This is a genomic window from Aromatoleum tolulyticum, from assembly GCF_900156155.1.
In the GTDB taxonomy this organism is placed as follows: Bacteria; Pseudomonadota; Gammaproteobacteria; order Burkholderiales; family Rhodocyclaceae; genus Aromatoleum; species Aromatoleum tolulyticum.
Genome location: NZ_FTMD01000013.1, coordinates 93,089 through 107,042, shown reverse-complemented (window position 1 = coordinate 107,042; position 13,954 = coordinate 93,089). Strand labels below are relative to the sequence as shown.

General features: G+C 69.3%; 13 protein-coding genes and 1 riboswitch. Of the genes, 12 read left to right on the top strand and 1 reads right to left on the bottom strand.

From position 1 onward, the window contains the following. Nucleotides 1-20 precede the first annotated feature (20 nt). The gene (locus tag BW991_RS18175) at nt 21-1,904 is read right to left on the bottom strand and encodes a TonB-dependent receptor domain-containing protein (protein ID WP_076603536.1); all 1,884 of its coding nucleotides are present in this window, start codon (nt 1,902-1,904) and stop codon (nt 21-23) included. A 131-nt stretch (nt 1,905-2,035) separates the two neighbouring features. Further along, nucleotides 2,036-2,286, bottom strand: a riboswitch (cobalamin riboswitch). Nucleotides 2,287-2,360: 74 nt separating this feature from the next. On the opposite strand from BW991_RS18175, the gene cobU reads away from it, so the two are divergent. The 12 genes from cobU (at nt 2,361) to BW991_RS18115 (ending at nt 13,954) form a co-directional block, all read left to right on the top strand. After that, nucleotides 2,361-2,912 (top strand): bifunctional adenosylcobinamide kinase/adenosylcobinamide-phosphate guanylyltransferase, encoded by a 552-nt coding sequence (gene cobU, locus BW991_RS18170; RefSeq protein ID WP_076603535.1) that lies wholly within the window; start codon nt 2,361-2,363, stop codon nt 2,910-2,912. A 116-nt stretch (nt 2,913-3,028) separates the two neighbouring features. Next, a complete protein-coding gene (locus BW991_RS18165) occupies nt 3,029-4,495 on the top strand; it encodes a diguanylate cyclase (protein ID WP_076603534.1) in 1,467 nt (488 codons plus the stop codon). Between the two features lie 63 nt (nt 4,496-4,558). Further along, nucleotides 4,559-5,617, top strand: coding sequence for a nicotinate-nucleotide--dimethylbenzimidazole phosphoribosyltransferase (cobT, locus tag BW991_RS18160; RefSeq protein ID WP_076603533.1), 1,059 nt, complete (start codon nt 4,559-4,561; stop codon nt 5,615-5,617). A gap of 25 nt (nt 5,618-5,642) precedes the next feature. Further along, nucleotides 5,643-6,413, top strand: a complete 771-nt coding sequence (locus BW991_RS18155; protein ID WP_076603532.1) for an adenosylcobinamide-GDP ribazoletransferase — start codon at nt 5,643-5,645, stop codon at nt 6,411-6,413. Continuing rightward, nucleotides 6,398-6,949: an alpha-ribazole phosphatase family protein gene (cobC, locus tag BW991_RS18150; RefSeq protein ID WP_076603531.1), complete on the top strand. Its 552-nt coding sequence runs from the start codon at nt 6,398-6,400 to the stop codon at nt 6,947-6,949. The genes BW991_RS18155 and cobC overlap by 16 nt, the downstream gene beginning before the upstream one ends. Before the next feature lie 85 nt (nt 6,950-7,034). Continuing rightward, nucleotides 7,035-7,985: a D-glycero-beta-D-manno-heptose-7-phosphate kinase gene (gene rfaE1 / locus BW991_RS18145; RefSeq protein ID WP_076603530.1), complete on the top strand. Its 951-nt coding sequence runs from the start codon at nt 7,035-7,037 to the stop codon at nt 7,983-7,985. A gap of 13 nt (nt 7,986-7,998) precedes the next feature. Further along, entirely contained in the window at nt 7,999-8,949 is a 951-nt protein-coding gene (gene rfaD, locus BW991_RS18140) for an ADP-glyceromanno-heptose 6-epimerase (RefSeq protein WP_076603529.1), read from the top strand. After that, nucleotides 8,946-9,992, top strand: a complete 1,047-nt coding sequence (gene waaF / locus BW991_RS18135; protein WP_076603528.1) for a lipopolysaccharide heptosyltransferase II — start codon at nt 8,946-8,948, stop codon at nt 9,990-9,992. Before rfaD ends, waaF begins: the two co-directional genes overlap by 4 nt. Then, nucleotides 9,992-11,146 carry a lipopolysaccharide heptosyltransferase I gene (gene waaC, locus BW991_RS18130; RefSeq protein ID WP_076603527.1) on the top strand — a complete coding sequence of 385 codons (1,155 nt, stop codon included), beginning with the start codon at nt 9,992-9,994 and terminating at the stop codon, nt 11,144-11,146. The genes waaF and waaC overlap by 1 nt, the downstream gene beginning before the upstream one ends. After that, the gene (locus tag BW991_RS18125; RefSeq protein WP_076603526.1) at nt 11,146-12,267 is read left to right on the top strand and encodes a glycosyltransferase family 4 protein; all 1,122 of its coding nucleotides are present in this window, start codon (nt 11,146-11,148) and stop codon (nt 12,265-12,267) included. The genes waaC and BW991_RS18125 overlap by 1 nt, the downstream gene beginning before the upstream one ends. Before the next feature lie 77 nt (nt 12,268-12,344). Then, nucleotides 12,345-13,169 carry a lipopolysaccharide core heptose(I) kinase RfaP gene (rfaP, locus tag BW991_RS18120; protein WP_088179633.1) on the top strand — a complete coding sequence of 275 codons (825 nt, stop codon included), beginning with the start codon at nt 12,345-12,347 and terminating at the stop codon, nt 13,167-13,169. Continuing rightward, complete coding sequence (locus tag BW991_RS18115) at nt 13,166-13,954, top strand: lipopolysaccharide kinase InaA family protein (RefSeq protein WP_076603524.1); 789 nt, start codon at nt 13,166-13,168, stop codon at nt 13,952-13,954. The genes rfaP and BW991_RS18115 overlap by 4 nt, the downstream gene beginning before the upstream one ends.

The window sequence follows — 13,954 nt, the reverse complement described above, 5'->3', positions numbered from 1 at the left end:
GACGGCCGGCGGCGCGTCCCTTACTTCGGTGCGTAACGCACGCCAACGAAGACGTTCGCGCCCAGCGTATTGAAGCCTTTCGCGAGTTCATAATTGCGGTCGAAGACGTTGTTCGCCCTTGCCTCGACCGACCAATCGCGATTGACCGCATAGCGCGCGAACAGGTTCACAAGCGAATATCCTGCGAGTTCGCCTACCTCCCCGGCACGGTCATAACGCTTGCCGACACCAATGAGTTCGCCCCCGAAGCGGAAAGCGCCGACATCGCGCGAAACGGCCAGACGCCCCTGCTCGCGGGCCCGGCGGTGCAGGCGCTTCCCGGTCTCGGTGTTCTTCGCGTCCATCAGATCAACGCTCGCCGACATGTCGAAGCCATACACCTTGGTCGCGTACGCCAGCTCCCAGCCTTCGATTTGCGCCTTGTTCGTCTGCGCCGGGACGTATGCCCAAGTGGGCGGGGCAGCGTTCCACTCGATCAGGTTCGAAATCTTGTTGTTGAAGTAGGTGGCCGACGCGCTCTGGCGACCGTCATCATACTTCAGGGCCGCCTCGCGATTGCGGGACCTTTCGGGCTTCAGGTCCGGATCGCCATGATTGCCGAAGGAGTCCTCGTAATAGAGATCGTTGAGGGTGGGCGCCTTGAAGGCGGTCCCCAACGACGCCGAAACGGACCAGATCGGCGTGAGCCTGTAACCATAGGACGCCAGATAGGTCAGTTCGTCGCCGAACTGGCTGTTCTTGTCCTGACGCAGATTGAGTTGCCACTGGTGGTCGCCCACGGCAGCACTCCAGCCGCCGAGGAAGGACTCGATCCTGCGTCCCTTCTTCGCAAAAGTGGTCGTGCTGTCGACGCGCTGATCGAGATGTTCGTACGCAAGCAGCAGCGCCCCCAGCGGGAGCTTGACGTCGTTCTGCCAAGCGAGCTGGTCCTGTCTGGTATCGAAGCGGTACACGCCCCGGAAGCCGCGGGATTCATCCTTGGACTGGGCGATCCGGATGGTGCTCAGCCAGTTCGACGCGAGCCGGTTGCGGCTCGCGAGCCCGATCGACTCCACGACATCATCGTTGCCGACGTCCGCACCGCCGCGCGCGTTGTAACCGCTGCCGTCATACCAGTTGCGCGTTTCGGAGCGCAGGACGTTCAACTGCAGATCGTGATCGGGGTTGAACTTGAACCCGATCGTCCCGGATGCGGTGGTAGCCCGGAAGCCGTCGTCGTCCGCGTCGAGAGCCGGGTCGTAATCATGAAACAGGGTTGCAGGGCTGAACGCGGGAAACGGTCCCTTCTTGGCCGATACGCCATCGGTTTCATACTGGCTGACCCTGACGGCGTAAGACCACGCGCCTTCCGATCCCGAAACCCCGGCACTCACGTCGGTCGTCTCGTAGGTGCCGGCACCGACAAACAGCTCGGGCTTGAACGCCCCCTCGCCCTTCTTCGTGAAAATCTGTATGACTCCACCGATCGCATCGGCGCCGTAGAGCGCGGAGGCCGGGCCGCGCAAGACCTCGACACGCTCGATCTGATCCAGCGGAATGTTCTGGAACGCCGCCTGCCCCGTCGTCGCAGATCCCACTCGTACGCCATCCACGAACAGCACGGTGTGATTCGAATTCGTGCCGCGTACGAACAATGATGAGGTCTTGCCGGGGCCACCGTTGCTCGAAACCTGGATGCCGGGCCTGTTCGCCAGCAGTTCGAGCAGGGAAGACTGTCCGGATTGCTCGATTTCCGCGCGGTCGATGACGTCCACGCTGGCGAGCACGTCGGAAGCACGCTGGGGTTGGCGCGTCGCGGTCACGACGACGGTGTCACCGGTCTTTTCTTCGGCGGCCAGTGCACCGGAAGCGAACGGCAATGCGGCAGCCACCGCGATGGCGGTAGCGGACAAGCGGATGTTCATCTGGGGTTATCTCCCTGCGCCAGCGGTCGCGTCCCCGCGCCACTGGTCATCTTCACAATGGAAGCGCCGCCCGGGGAGATACGTGTTGAGCCGCTGCGATGCACGCCCGTCGCCGCCTCCCCGCGGCACTTCCGCCTTCTCGTGTCCAGGCCGGTATCCGGGCTCGTGGGCTGGACGGTGCTCCGTGGCGGAGACCGTACCGGGCGCATCGCCTTCCCGGACTCTCGTCCAGTGGCGGTTGGATGCGCTTTGCGTCCACTTACCGTTGCGGGGGCAGCACAGGCATTGCGGAGGGCGGCTTCGGGAGCCGTTCGCGCACCTGTTTCCCGTTTAACCCTCGGGCGGGAATCGCCGTCGGGCACCTGCAACACGTCGCACCCGAAACCGGGCGCGGGGCGGATAATAACGCGTTCCGCAATTTTGCGCAGCGCAAAAAAACCGCGTAATTCCAAAGACATGCCCGCACACCTCATCCTCGGCGGCGCGCGCTCCGGCAAGAGCCGCCACGCCGAATCCCTCGCCGTCGCCAGCGGCCTGCCCGTCACCGTGATCGCCACCGCCGAAGCCCTCGACGACGAGATGAAGGCCCGCATCCGCCGCCATCAGGACGACCGCCCGGCCGGCTGGCGCACCGTCGAAACGCCGGTCGCGCTCGCGGCGACGCTCGCGCGCGAAGCCGCCGAAGGGCGCTGCGTGATCGTCGACTGCCTGACGCTGTGGCTGTCCAACCTGATGGCCGACGCCTGCAACGTGGCCGATCCTGCCATGGCCGAACTGCCGCCGGCGCTCCACGCGGAGCGCGCGGCGCTGCTGGAGACCCTGCCGACGCTGCGCGGCGAGGTCCTGCTCGTCGCCAACGAGGTCGGCCTGGGCCTCGTCCCCGACACTGCGCTGGGACGCTTCTTCCGCGACGAGGCGGGCCGCCTCAACCAGATGGTGGCCGCCGCCTGCGAGCGCGTCACTTTCGTCGCCGCGGGCCTGCCCCTGGCACTCAAGGGCGGTACCTGAGAGCAAACCGCAACACGGCGACGCGCCGCTGCCCATGACGGGGCGGAATTTTTGTACGCCGGCAGCGATTGCCTCCTAGAATTGCATATCCGTAGCAACATTTTTTCAGGGCTGTCATGGACGTTGTAGCGCAAGCGGTCGACGCGATGGATCAAGGCCATACGGCATTCGACGCCGCACGCCTGCGCCTCGCGCTCCCGGCGGCGCTGACGCTTCCGCTCACGGCCTTCGCACAGGGCGAGGCACAGGCCGGAACCGGCGAGCTCCTGGCCAACCTGATTGCCACCGTCTTCTACGTCGGCTTCACGGCAGCCCTGCTGCTCAACAGCCTGATGCAGTTTCTCGCCAACCGCGACCGCAGTTACCTCGTCTACGCGGGATTCGCATCCGGCGCGGGCCTCGGCCTGCTGGCCGTCGGACTGCTGCACGGCTTTGCTCCCGGCGCGTCCGATGGCAACTGGATCGCGACAGCCGAACCCTTCGGCCTCGCGCTCGCCGGCCTGTGCGCAGCACTGTTCAACCGCGAATACCTGCGCACCGCGACCCTCTCGCCGCGCTTCGACCTTGCCCTCAAGGTCTTCACGGCACTGTTCGGCATCGCGCTGGCCGGCGCCTTCGTGCTGCCGGGCGATTACCCGAACAGGCTCGTCGCCGGCATCAGCCCGGCCTTTGCGCTGCTGGCGACCGCATGCGCCGTCCACGGCCGCCAGCAGAAACTGCCGGGCGCGACGCTTCTCATTGCCGGCTGGGCCGCGATGTTCGTCGGTGCACTCCTGTTCCTCGCCACCCACATCGGGCTGCTGCGTCCCGCGGGGCTTCCGATCCACGCGATCCAGCTCGCATGGGCGTTCGGCGTGCTGACGATGTCGCTCGCGCTCGCCGAACGCACCGGCTCCAGCTGGCGCGAACGCGCCGCCCGTCACGCCGACGAGGTCGCGAGCTTCGAGCACTCGATCGAATCCCTGCAGGCATCCGAACAGTTCCTCACCCAGGGCATGGCGCAGCGCAGCCAGGAGATCGAATCCCTCACCCATCGCCTGCAGGAAAGCGAGCAGCGCTTCCAGCAGATGGCGCATCACGATCCGCTCACCGGCCTGGCGAACCAGCTGCTGCTCACCGACCGCATCGACCAGGGCATCATCCGCGCCAAGCGCCACAACACCCGCATCGGCGTCGTGATGCTCGACCTCGACGAATTCAGCTCGATCAACGACAGCTACGGACAGGATGTGGGCGACGAGATCCTCAGGTGCGTTGCGCAGCGGCTGCGCAGCATCGTGCGCGAACAGGACACGGTCGCACGCCCCGAGAACGACCAGTTCGTGATCGTGCTCGAGGAAGTGTTCGACACGGAGGACCTGCAGCGCGTCGCGAACGCAGTCACGCTGGTGGCCGGCGAGGCGATCCAGATCGAAGGACAGACCTTCATGCTCGACGTGTCGATGGGCAGCGCGATTTCCGGCAACGAAGGCTCCAACGCGGTCAGCCTGCTCAAGCAGGCGGGCAAGCTCATGCGCCGCGCCAAGGAAGGCAAGCGCCTCAACCGTCAGCACGGCAGCACCCGCAGCATCGCCCGGGCGTGAGCTTCGCGGCCCGGGCTGCGTGCTAACATCGCAGCCCTTTCAGGGCTCACGCATACCACAATCATGACATTCCAGATCAGCGCCCCCGGGGGCACGCTCGCGGCCGACCTCCAGCACCGCATCGACAACAAGACCAAGCCGCAGGGTGCGCTCGGCCGCCTGGAGCCGCTGGCGCTGCAGCTGGGCCTGATCCAGCAGACGCTCACCCCCGAGCTCCGCCAGCCCCACATCATGGTGTTCGCAGGCGACCACGGCGCGGCACGCGCGGGCATCTCCGCCTTCCCGCAGGACGTCACCTGGCAGATGGTCGAGAACTTCCTCGCCGGCGGCGCGGCGATCAACGTCTTCAGCCGTCAGATGGGCCTGGGGCTCACCGTCATCGACTGCGGCGTGAATCACGAATTCGGGCCGCGCCCGGGCCTCGTCAATGCGAAACTCGGGCCGGGCACCGCGAACTATCTCGAGCAGGCGGCGATGAGCGCCGAGCAATGCGATGCGGCACTCGCGCGCGGACGCGAGCTCGCGCATGCGCTCGCCGCCAATGGCTGCAACGTGGTCGGCTTCGGCGAGATGGGCATCGGCAACACCGCGTCGGCCTCGCTGCTGACGCACTGCCTGATCGGCGAGGGGAGCAACGGGGGCGGCGCGGATCTCGTCACCGTGACCGGGCGCGGCACCGGCCTCGACGACGCCGGCCTCGTGCGCAAGCGCGAACTGCTCGGCCAGGCGCTCGCCCGCGGCGGCCGCCCGACCGATCCGCGCGCGGCGCTCGCCGAATACGGCGGCTTCGAGATCGCCGTGATGGCCGGCGCGATGCTCGGCGCAGCGGAAAAGCGCATGACGCTGCTGATCGACGGCTTCATCGTCACCTCCGCCCTGCTCGTCGCCCACGCGATCGCCCCCGAGATCCTCGGCTACTGCGTGTTCGCCCACCGTTCCAAGGAACCTGGCCACACCGCGCAGCTGAAGCACTTCGGCGTCGATCCGCTGATGGAACTCGACCTGCGCCTGGGTGAAGGCACCGGCGCCGCGCTCGCCTTCCCGCTGGTGCAGGCGGCGGCCAACTTCCTCAACGAGATGGCGAGCTTCGATTCGGCCAACGTCAGCGAGAAAGGCAACTGAGGGGCCACTGAGCGGCGCCCGCACGATGCGCTACCAGCTCGAACTCTTCTTCACCGCGCTCGGCTTCTTCACCCGCCTGCCGGTGCCCGCGTGGGTGCAGTGGTCGCCCGAGCGCCTGAACCACGCCGCGCGCTACTTCCCGCTCGTGGGCTGGGTGGTCGGCGCGATCGGCGCGGCGAGCTGGCTCGCGCTCGCGCAGATCCTGCCGCCGAGCGTCGCCGTGCTGCTGTCGATGGCGGTGACGATACGCGCCACCGGCGCCTTCCACGAGGACGGCTGGGCCGACGCCTGCGACGGCCTGGGCGGCGGCTGGGACAAGTCGCAGGTGCTGACGATCATGAAGGACTCGCGCATCGGCAGCTACGGCACCGTCGGGCTGCTGCTGATGCTGCTCACCAAGGCCGCCGCGCTGGTCGAACTGGCAGCGGCGGGCAGTGCGGCGGTCGCCATCGCACTGCTGGTCGCGCATCCGCTCTCCCGTCTCGCGTCGACGAGCCTGATCCACACCCTCGAATACGTGCGCGAGGACGAAACGGCGAAGGCGAAGCCGCTCGCGCGCCGGCTCACCGGCACGGAACTCGCGATCGCATCGGCTTTCGGCATCCTGCCGCTCGCGCTGCTGCAACCCGGCGAAGCCGCCGCGGCGCTGATCGCCGTCGCCGCGGTGACCCTGTGGGCCGGCCGCTACCTATTGCGCCGCCTCGGCGGCTACACCGGCGACTGCCTCGGTGCCGTGCAGCAGGCGACGGAACTGGCGATCTACCTGGGCATCCTCGCAACGTGGAACTTCACCTGATCCGCCACCCGCGCCCGGACGTGCTGCCGGGCGTGTGCTACGGGCAGTCGGACGTGGGGCTCGCGGAACCGGCCGACGCCGTTGCCGCACGCCTGCGCCCGCTCCTGCCCGAACGCTTCGCGCTGCACGCGAGCCCGCTGGCGCGCGCCCGCCTGCTCGCAGTCGAACTCGGCGCGCCCGTTCTCGACGACCGCCTCAAGGAGATGCACTTCGGCGAATGGGAGCTGCGCCCTTACGCCGAGCTCGGTCCCGCGATCGACACCTGGGCCACCGACCCGCTGGGCTTTCGCGCCCCGGGCGGCGAATCGGCGCACGACATGAGCGCGCGCGTGCTGCAGTGGCTCGACACCCTCCTCGCCACCCCGCCCGCCGATCCGGTGGTGGTGGTCGCCCACGGCGGCCCGCTGCGCGCGATCGCCGGCCACCTGCTGGGACTTCCTGCCGAACGCTGGCTGAGCCTCGACTTCGCCTGCGGCCACGCCACGCGCATCGACGTCGAGGAGTGGGGCGTCGTGCTGAAGTGGTTCAATCGCTGAAACATCGCGCACTACCCGGTTCGTGGGATAATTGCAGACTTTTCAACGCGCTGCCCCGTTCCCCATTTTGTCCCCCTCCCCGTCCATGCTGCCCCCCCTGCCCGATTTTTCTGCCGGTCGCGTGCTCGTCGTCGGCGACGTGATGCTGGACCGCTACTGGCACGGCTCGACGACCCGCATCTCGCCCGAGGCGCCGGTACCGGTCGTGAAAGTCGAGGGGGACGAGTACCGCGCCGGCGGTGCCGGCAACGTCGCACTCAACGCTGCCTCGCTGGGCGCCGGCGCCGAGCTCGTCGGCCTCGTGGGCCGCGACGAAGCCGCGCGCCTGCTGCGCGAACGGCTCGAATCGGGCGGCGTCGCCTGCCGCCTGCTCGAAGCGCCGCAGCACCCGACGATCACCAAGCTGCGCATCATCAGCCGCCACCAGCAACTGATCCGCCTCGACTTCGAGGACAGCTTCGCGGTGCTGGAGAGCGCCGGCATCGAGCAGGCCTTCGAGGACGCGGTCGGCGCGAGTGGCGCGGTGGTGCTGTCCGACTACGGCAAGGGCACGCTCGCACAGGTCGGCAGCCTGATCCGCGTCGCGCGCGAACACAAGGTGCCGGTCGTCGTCGATCCCAAGGGCACGGATTTCGGCCGCTATTGCGGCGCGACGGTGATCACGCCGAACCTTTCCGAATTCGAAGCGGTCGTAGGGCATTGCGCCGACGACGCCACGCTGCGTCAGCGCGGCGAGGCGCTGCGTGACGCGCTCGACCTCGAGGCGCTGCTCGTCACGCGCTCCGAACGCGGCATGACGCTGCTGCAGAAGGGCCAGCCCCCGCTCGACCTACCCACCCGCGCGCGCGACGTGTTCGACGTCACCGGTGCCGGCGACACGGTCGTCGCGGTACTCGGCGCGGGACTCGCGTGCGGCCTGTCGCTGCCCGACGCGACCGCGCTCGCGAACGTCGCCGCCGGCGTCGTCGTCGGCAAGCTCGGCACCGCGACCGTCAGCTGCGCGGAACTGCGCGAGGCGCTCGACGCCACGCACTGATCAAGGAGTCATCATGTACATCGTCACCGGCGGCGCCGGCTTCATCGGCAGCAACATCGTGCACGGCCTCAACGCCCGCGGCATCACCGACATCCTGGTCGTCGACGACCTCACCGACGGGCGCAAGTGCCTGAACCTCGCCGACGCGCACATTCGCGACTACGCGGACAAGGACGACTTCCTGCGCCGCGTCCAGGCCGGCGAGGACTTCGGCCGCGTCGAGGCGGTGTTCCACGAGGGCGCCTGCTCCTCGACCACCGAATGGGACGGCCGCTTCGTGATGGCGGTGAACTACGAATACACCAAGGCGCTGTTCGGCTGGTGCGTCGAACGCGGGATTCCCTTCCTGTACGCGTCCTCGGCCTCGGTCTACGGCATGGGCCCGACGTTCCGCGAGGCGCGCGAATTCGAGCGCCCGCTGAACATGTACGCGTACTCGAAGTTCCTCTTCGACTGCCACCTGCGCCCGCTCCTGCCGAACACCAGGAGCCAGGTCGCCGGCCTGCGCTACTTCAACGTGTACGGCCCGCGCGAACAGCACAAGGGCAGCATGGCGAGCGTCGCCTACCACTTCAAGAACCAGCTCGACGAAAGCGGCCGCCTGCGCCTCTTCGAAGGCTCGGACGGCTACGGCCCGGGCGAGCAGCGGCGCGACTTCATCCACGTCGACGACGTCGTCGCCGTGAACCTGTGGCTGCTCGACAATCCGCAGGTGTCGGGCATCTTCAACGTCGGCACCGGACGCGCGCAGAGCTTCAACGAAGTCGCGCGCGCCGCGATCAAGTGGCACAAGGGCGGCGGCATCGACTATGTCGCCTTCCCCGAGCACCTCAAGGGCCGCTACCAGAGCTACACGCAGGCCGACATGGATGCGCTGCGCGCCGCCGGCTACGCGAGCGAATTCATGCCCGTGGAGGTCGGCGTACCGAAGTACCTGGACTGGCTGGCGCAGAACCTCGGATGACCGCAGCGCGGCAGATCCTGGTGGTAGGCCCCTCGTGGGTCGGGGACATGGTGATGGCGCAGAGCCTCTTCATGACCCTGAAGGCCGAAGGCCCGTGCGACATCGACGTGCTCGCGCCGGGCTGGTCGCTGGCCATCCTCGAGCGCATGCCCGAGGTGCGCGGCGGCATCGCGATGCCGCTCGGCCACGGGCAGCTCGGCCTGAAGGAACGCTGGCGGCTCGGGCGCGAACTCGCAAGACGGCACTACGACCAGGCGATCGTGCTCCCCGGTTCGCTGAAATCCGCGCTGGCGCCCTTCTTCGCCCGCATCCCGCAGCGCACCGCCTTCCGCGGCGAGATGCGCTACGGCCTCATCAACGACATGCGCCGCCTCGACAAGGCCGCGCTGCCGATGACCGTGCAGCGCTTCGTCGCGCTCGGCCGCCCTGCCGGCAAACCCCTGCCGCAGCCCTTCCCGCGTCCGCGCCTGGTCGCGGCCCCGGCCAACCAGGCGCGCCTGCGTGCCGAACTGGGCCTCGATCCCGACCGCCCCGCGATCGCCTTCATGCCCGGCGCCGAATACGGCCCCGCCAAGCAGTGGCCGCTCGCGCATTACGCCGCACTCGCCGCCGAGCTCGTCGAGCGCGGCTACCAGGTGTGGGTGCTCGGCTCGGCCAAGGACGCGCCGGCGGGCCAGGAAATCGCCGCCAAGGCGGGGAACGGCGTGCATAACCTGTGCGGCCGCACCCAGCTCGGCGATGCCGTCGACCTGCTGGCGATGAGCGCGGCGGCGGTGACCAACGACTCCGGCCTGATGCACGTCGCCGCGGCGCTCGACCGGCCGCTGGTCGCGGTGTACGGCTCCTCGACCCCGGACCATACGCCACCGCTGTCCGACCGCGTCGCGGTCCGCTACCTGCGCATCGAATGCTCGCCGTGCTTCGAGCGCGTGTGCCCGCTCGGCCACACCCGCTGCCTGCACGAGATCACGCCGGCGAGCGTGCTGGCGTCGCTGGCGACGCTGGGCGTCACGGCGCAGCAGGACACCCGCGGAGCCGCCTGATGCGCGTACTGGTCGTCAAGACCTCGTCGCTCGGCGACGTCATCCACACCTTGCCGGCGCTGACCGATGCCGCGCGCGCGATCCCCGGCATCCGTTTCGACTGGGTCGTCGAGGAAGCCTTCGCCGAAATCCCGTCGTGGCATCCGGCGGTCGATGAAGTGATCCCGGTCGCCGTGCGACGCTGGCGCAAATCGCCCTTTGCGGCGCTACGCAGCGGCGAATGGCGGCGCTTCACCCGCCGCCTGAAGCAGGTCCGCTACGACGCGACCATCGACGCGCAGGGGCTGATCAAGAGCGCCTTCCTGACGCGCTACGCCAGCCGGCCGGTGCACGGCCTGGACCGCAACTCGGCGCGCGAGCCGTTCGCGACGCGCTTCTACACTCATTCCCATGCCGTTCCGGTCGGCCGCCACGCGGTCGAGCGCGTGCGCGAGCTCTTCGCCCGCGCACTCGGCTACCCGCTGCCCGAAGGGCCGGGCGAATACGGCCTCGACCGCCGCCGCGTGCTCCCGCCGGGCCGCGACGACGGCGACTACCTGCTGTTCCTGCACGGCACCACCTGGACGACCAAGCACTGGCCCGAAGTCTATTGGCGGCGACTCCTCGAACTCGCCCGCGACGGCGGCTGGGCGGTGCGCCTGCCCTGGGGCAACGACGAGGAGCGTGCACGCGCCGAACGCCTCGCTGCCGGCCTGCCCAACGTTACCGTGCTGCCGCGCCTCAGGCTCGCCGGCATCGCCGCGCAGCTCGCCGGCGCGCGCGCCTGTGTCGCCGTCGATACCGGCCTCGGCCATCTCGCGGCGGCGTTCGACGTGCCGACGCTGTCGCTGTTCGGGCCGACCAACCCCGGCTTCACCGGCGCCTGGGGCCATAACCAGTTCCATTTCGCGTCGAACCTGGCCTGCGCACCCTGCCTGCAGCGCCGCTGCACGCACGAGCCGACCGACGAGGAGCGATCCCGCTTCGACCTCGCCACCGAGCAGCCGCTGTGCTTCACGCGCCTCGCGCCGGAGCGGGTATGGCGCGCACTGCAGTCCGTGATCGCGGACGGCGTCCCGTGCGCGGAGCCTGCGTTCGCCGCCCCGGAGCCGGACGACGGCAGCGCCGTGCTGCGCCCCGCGCTACGGCCCGTATTCGACCGCAAGGCCCGTTGATGCAGCTCGCGTTCTGCCTGTACAAGTACTTCCCCTTCGGCGGCCTGCAGCGCGACTTCCTGCGCATCGCGCTGACCTGCCAGGCGCGCGGCCACGACATCCGCGTGTATGCGCTGGAATGGCAGGGCGAGGTCCCGCCGGGCTTCGAACTCGTGCGCGTCCCGGTGAAGGCCTTCACCAACCACCGCCGCTACGCGAAATTCACCGCCTGGGTGCAGGCCGACCTGCGCCGCCGCCCCGCCGACCGCGTCGTCGGCTTCAACAAGATGCCGGGCCTCGACGTGTATTACGCCGCCGACCCGTGCTACGAGGACAAGGCACGCCGCCTGAGGAAACCCCTCTACCGCTACAGCCCACGCTACCGCCACTTCTCGGCCTACGAGCGCGCGGTGTTCGCGCCCGAGGTGCATACCGAGATCCTGACCATCTCGCCCGCGCAGCAAGCCCTGTTCGCCCAGTATTACGGCACGCCGCAGCGCCGCTTCCACCCGCTGCCGCCGGGCATCGCCCCCGACCGCCGCGCCCCGGCGAACGCCGCCGGGATCCGTGCCGCATTCCGGCGCGAGTTCCGCCTCGCCGACGACGACCTGCTGGTCGTGCAGATCGGTTCCGACTTCCCGCGCAAGGGCCTGGACCGCACGCTCGCGGCGATCGGCGCGCTGCCCGAGCCGCTCAAGCGCCGCACGCACCTGATCGCGCTCGGCGCCGACGATCCCAAACCTTTCCTGGACCAGGCGCGCACGCTCGGCATCGCCGGGCGCGTCTCGCTGCCCGGCGGGCGCAACGACGTGCCGCGTTTCCTGCTCGGCGCCGACCTGTTCATGCACCCCGCGCGCCACGAGAACACCGGCACGGTGCTGCTCGAAGCGCTCGTCGCGGGCCTGCCCGCACTCGTCAGCGGCGCCTGCGGCTATGCACACTACATCGCAGAGGCCGACGCCGGGCGCGTCATCGCGGAACCCTTCGACCAGGGCGCGATGAATGCCGCACTCGCGCAGATGCTCGGCGACGACGCCGCGCGCGCGCAGTGGCAGCGCAACGCGCTCGCCTACGCCGACAGCCACGACCTCTACAGCCTGCCCGAGCGGGCCGCCGACGTGATCCTCGGCCAGCGCAGATGAGCGCCCCCGCCCGGCCGCCCGAAGGGGGCGCTTGTCTTCCCGTGGGGAGGATGTCGCGCAGACAGGAGGGTAGTCCAGTGAGCACCGTCGTCCTCGCCGAACCCTTCGCAACGCTATGGGCGGGCCGCGACCCCTTCGCGGCCGCTGCCGCGCTCACCGGCACCGTCGTGCGCGAACTCGAAGGCCGGCGCACCTTCCGCTTCGAGATCGACGGACGCGGCTACTACGCCAAGCTGCACCGCGGCATCGGCTGGGGCGAGATCCTCGAGAACCTCGTGCGCGGGCGCCTGCCGGTGCTCGGCGCCGAGAACGAATGGCGCGCGATCCAGGCCTTCCACGCGCACGGACTTGGCACGATGACGGCAGTGGCCTTCGGCGACCGCGGAAGCGGCCCGGCGCGGCGCGAATCCTTCCTCATCACCGAAGCGCTGGAGCCGACGACCGACCTCGACGCCTTCACCCGCGACTGGGCCGACAACCCGCCGCCGGTCGCCCTCAAGCGCGCGCTGCTCAGGGAAGTCACCCGCATCGCACGCGGCATGCACGAGGCCGGCATCAACCACCGCGACTTCTACCTGGTGCACTTCCTGCTCGATCTCGACCCACCGCCCGCCCCCGACCGGCTGCGCCTGTCGGTGATCGACCTGCACCGCGCGCAGCTGCGCGAGCGCACGCCGCGGCGCTGGCGCGACAAGGACCTCGCGGCGCTGTACTTCTCGGCGCTCGACATCGGCCTCACGCGGCGCGACAAGCTGCGCTTCCTGCGCGACTACTTCCCCGGCCCGCTGCGCGACACGCTCAAGCGCGAAGCGCGTCTGTTCGCGCACCTCGAACGCGAGGCCGCACGCCTCAAGCGCCGCTACGAGCGCAAGTTCGCCCACCGGCCGGCGCTGCAACGATGAGCGGCTGGAAGCTGAACCCGGACTACCTGCGCACGACCGGCGACGACGGCGCACCGCTCACCGCCTTCGGCTCGCTCGACGCGGTGTTCGCACTCACGGGCCAGCGCGTTGCGCGCGATCCGCTCAGCGAAGTGCTGAAGGTCGAGGTCGCCGGCCGCCACTACTATGTCAAACGCTACCACGGCGCCGGCAAGCACCTGCGGCGCTGGCTCGGCCGGCCGCGCGTGAAGGCCGAATGGCAGAACCTGCGCCACTTCGCCGCCTGGGGCATCCCGACCGCAACCGTCGTCGCCTGGGGCATGGAGCGCCGCCTGGGCGCCTTCGCACGCGGCGCGATGATCACCGCCGAGCTGCCGCGCACGACCGACCTCGCCAAGCTCGCACTCACTCACGATCCGCGCCTGAAGGACCGCCGCTGGGTCGCCGGCGTGTCGCGGCAGCTCGCGGACATCACGCGCACGCTGCACGCCCACCGCTTCGCGCACAACGACCTGAAGTGGCGCAACCTGCTCGTCGATGAAGGCGGGGAAGGCAAGGACGACGCCACAGGCCACGCCCCCCGCCTCTACCTCATCGATTGCCCCGGCGGCACGTTCTGGCGCGGCCCCCTGCTCGCCTACCGCATCGTCAAGGACCTCGCCTGCCTCGACAAGGTCGCGAAGTACCACCTCACGCGCACGCAGCGCCTGCGCTTCTACCTCGACTACGCCGGCAAACGCCGCCTCGATGCGGCCGACAAGCGCCGCATCCGGCGCATCACGGCGTTTTTCGAAGGACGCGAGTAA

What these genes read in the sequence shown, in the direction of transcription:
- cobU (WP_076603535.1), top strand. Translation starts at nt 2,361, where the DNA reads ATGCCCGCACACCTCATCCTCGGCGGCGCGCGCTCCGGCAAGAGCCGC.
- BW991_RS18155 (WP_076603532.1), top strand. Translation starts at nt 5,643, where the DNA reads ATGCGCTACCAGCTCGAACTCTTCTTCACCGCGCTCGGCTTCTTCACC.
- waaF (WP_076603528.1), top strand. Translation starts at nt 8,946, where the DNA reads ATGACCGCAGCGCGGCAGATCCTGGTGGTAGGCCCCTCGTGGGTCGGG.
- rfaD (WP_076603529.1), top strand. Translation starts at nt 7,999, where the DNA reads ATGTACATCGTCACCGGCGGCGCCGGCTTCATCGGCAGCAACATCGTG.
- BW991_RS18115 (WP_076603524.1), top strand. Translation starts at nt 13,166, where the DNA reads ATGAGCGGCTGGAAGCTGAACCCGGACTACCTGCGCACGACCGGCGAC.
- BW991_RS18165 (WP_076603534.1), top strand. Translation starts at nt 3,029, where the DNA reads ATGGACGTTGTAGCGCAAGCGGTCGACGCGATGGATCAAGGCCATACG.
- BW991_RS18175 (WP_076603536.1), bottom strand. Translation starts at nt 1,904, where the DNA reads ATGAACATCCGCTTGTCCGCTACCGCCATCGCGGTGGCTGCCGCATTG.
- cobT (WP_076603533.1), top strand. Translation starts at nt 4,559, where the DNA reads ATGACATTCCAGATCAGCGCCCCCGGGGGCACGCTCGCGGCCGACCTC.
- BW991_RS18125 (WP_076603526.1), top strand. Translation starts at nt 11,146, where the DNA reads ATGCAGCTCGCGTTCTGCCTGTACAAGTACTTCCCCTTCGGCGGCCTG.
- rfaE1 (WP_076603530.1), top strand. Translation starts at nt 7,035, where the DNA reads ATGCTGCCCCCCCTGCCCGATTTTTCTGCCGGTCGCGTGCTCGTCGTC.
- waaC (WP_076603527.1), top strand. Translation starts at nt 9,992, where the DNA reads ATGCGCGTACTGGTCGTCAAGACCTCGTCGCTCGGCGACGTCATCCAC.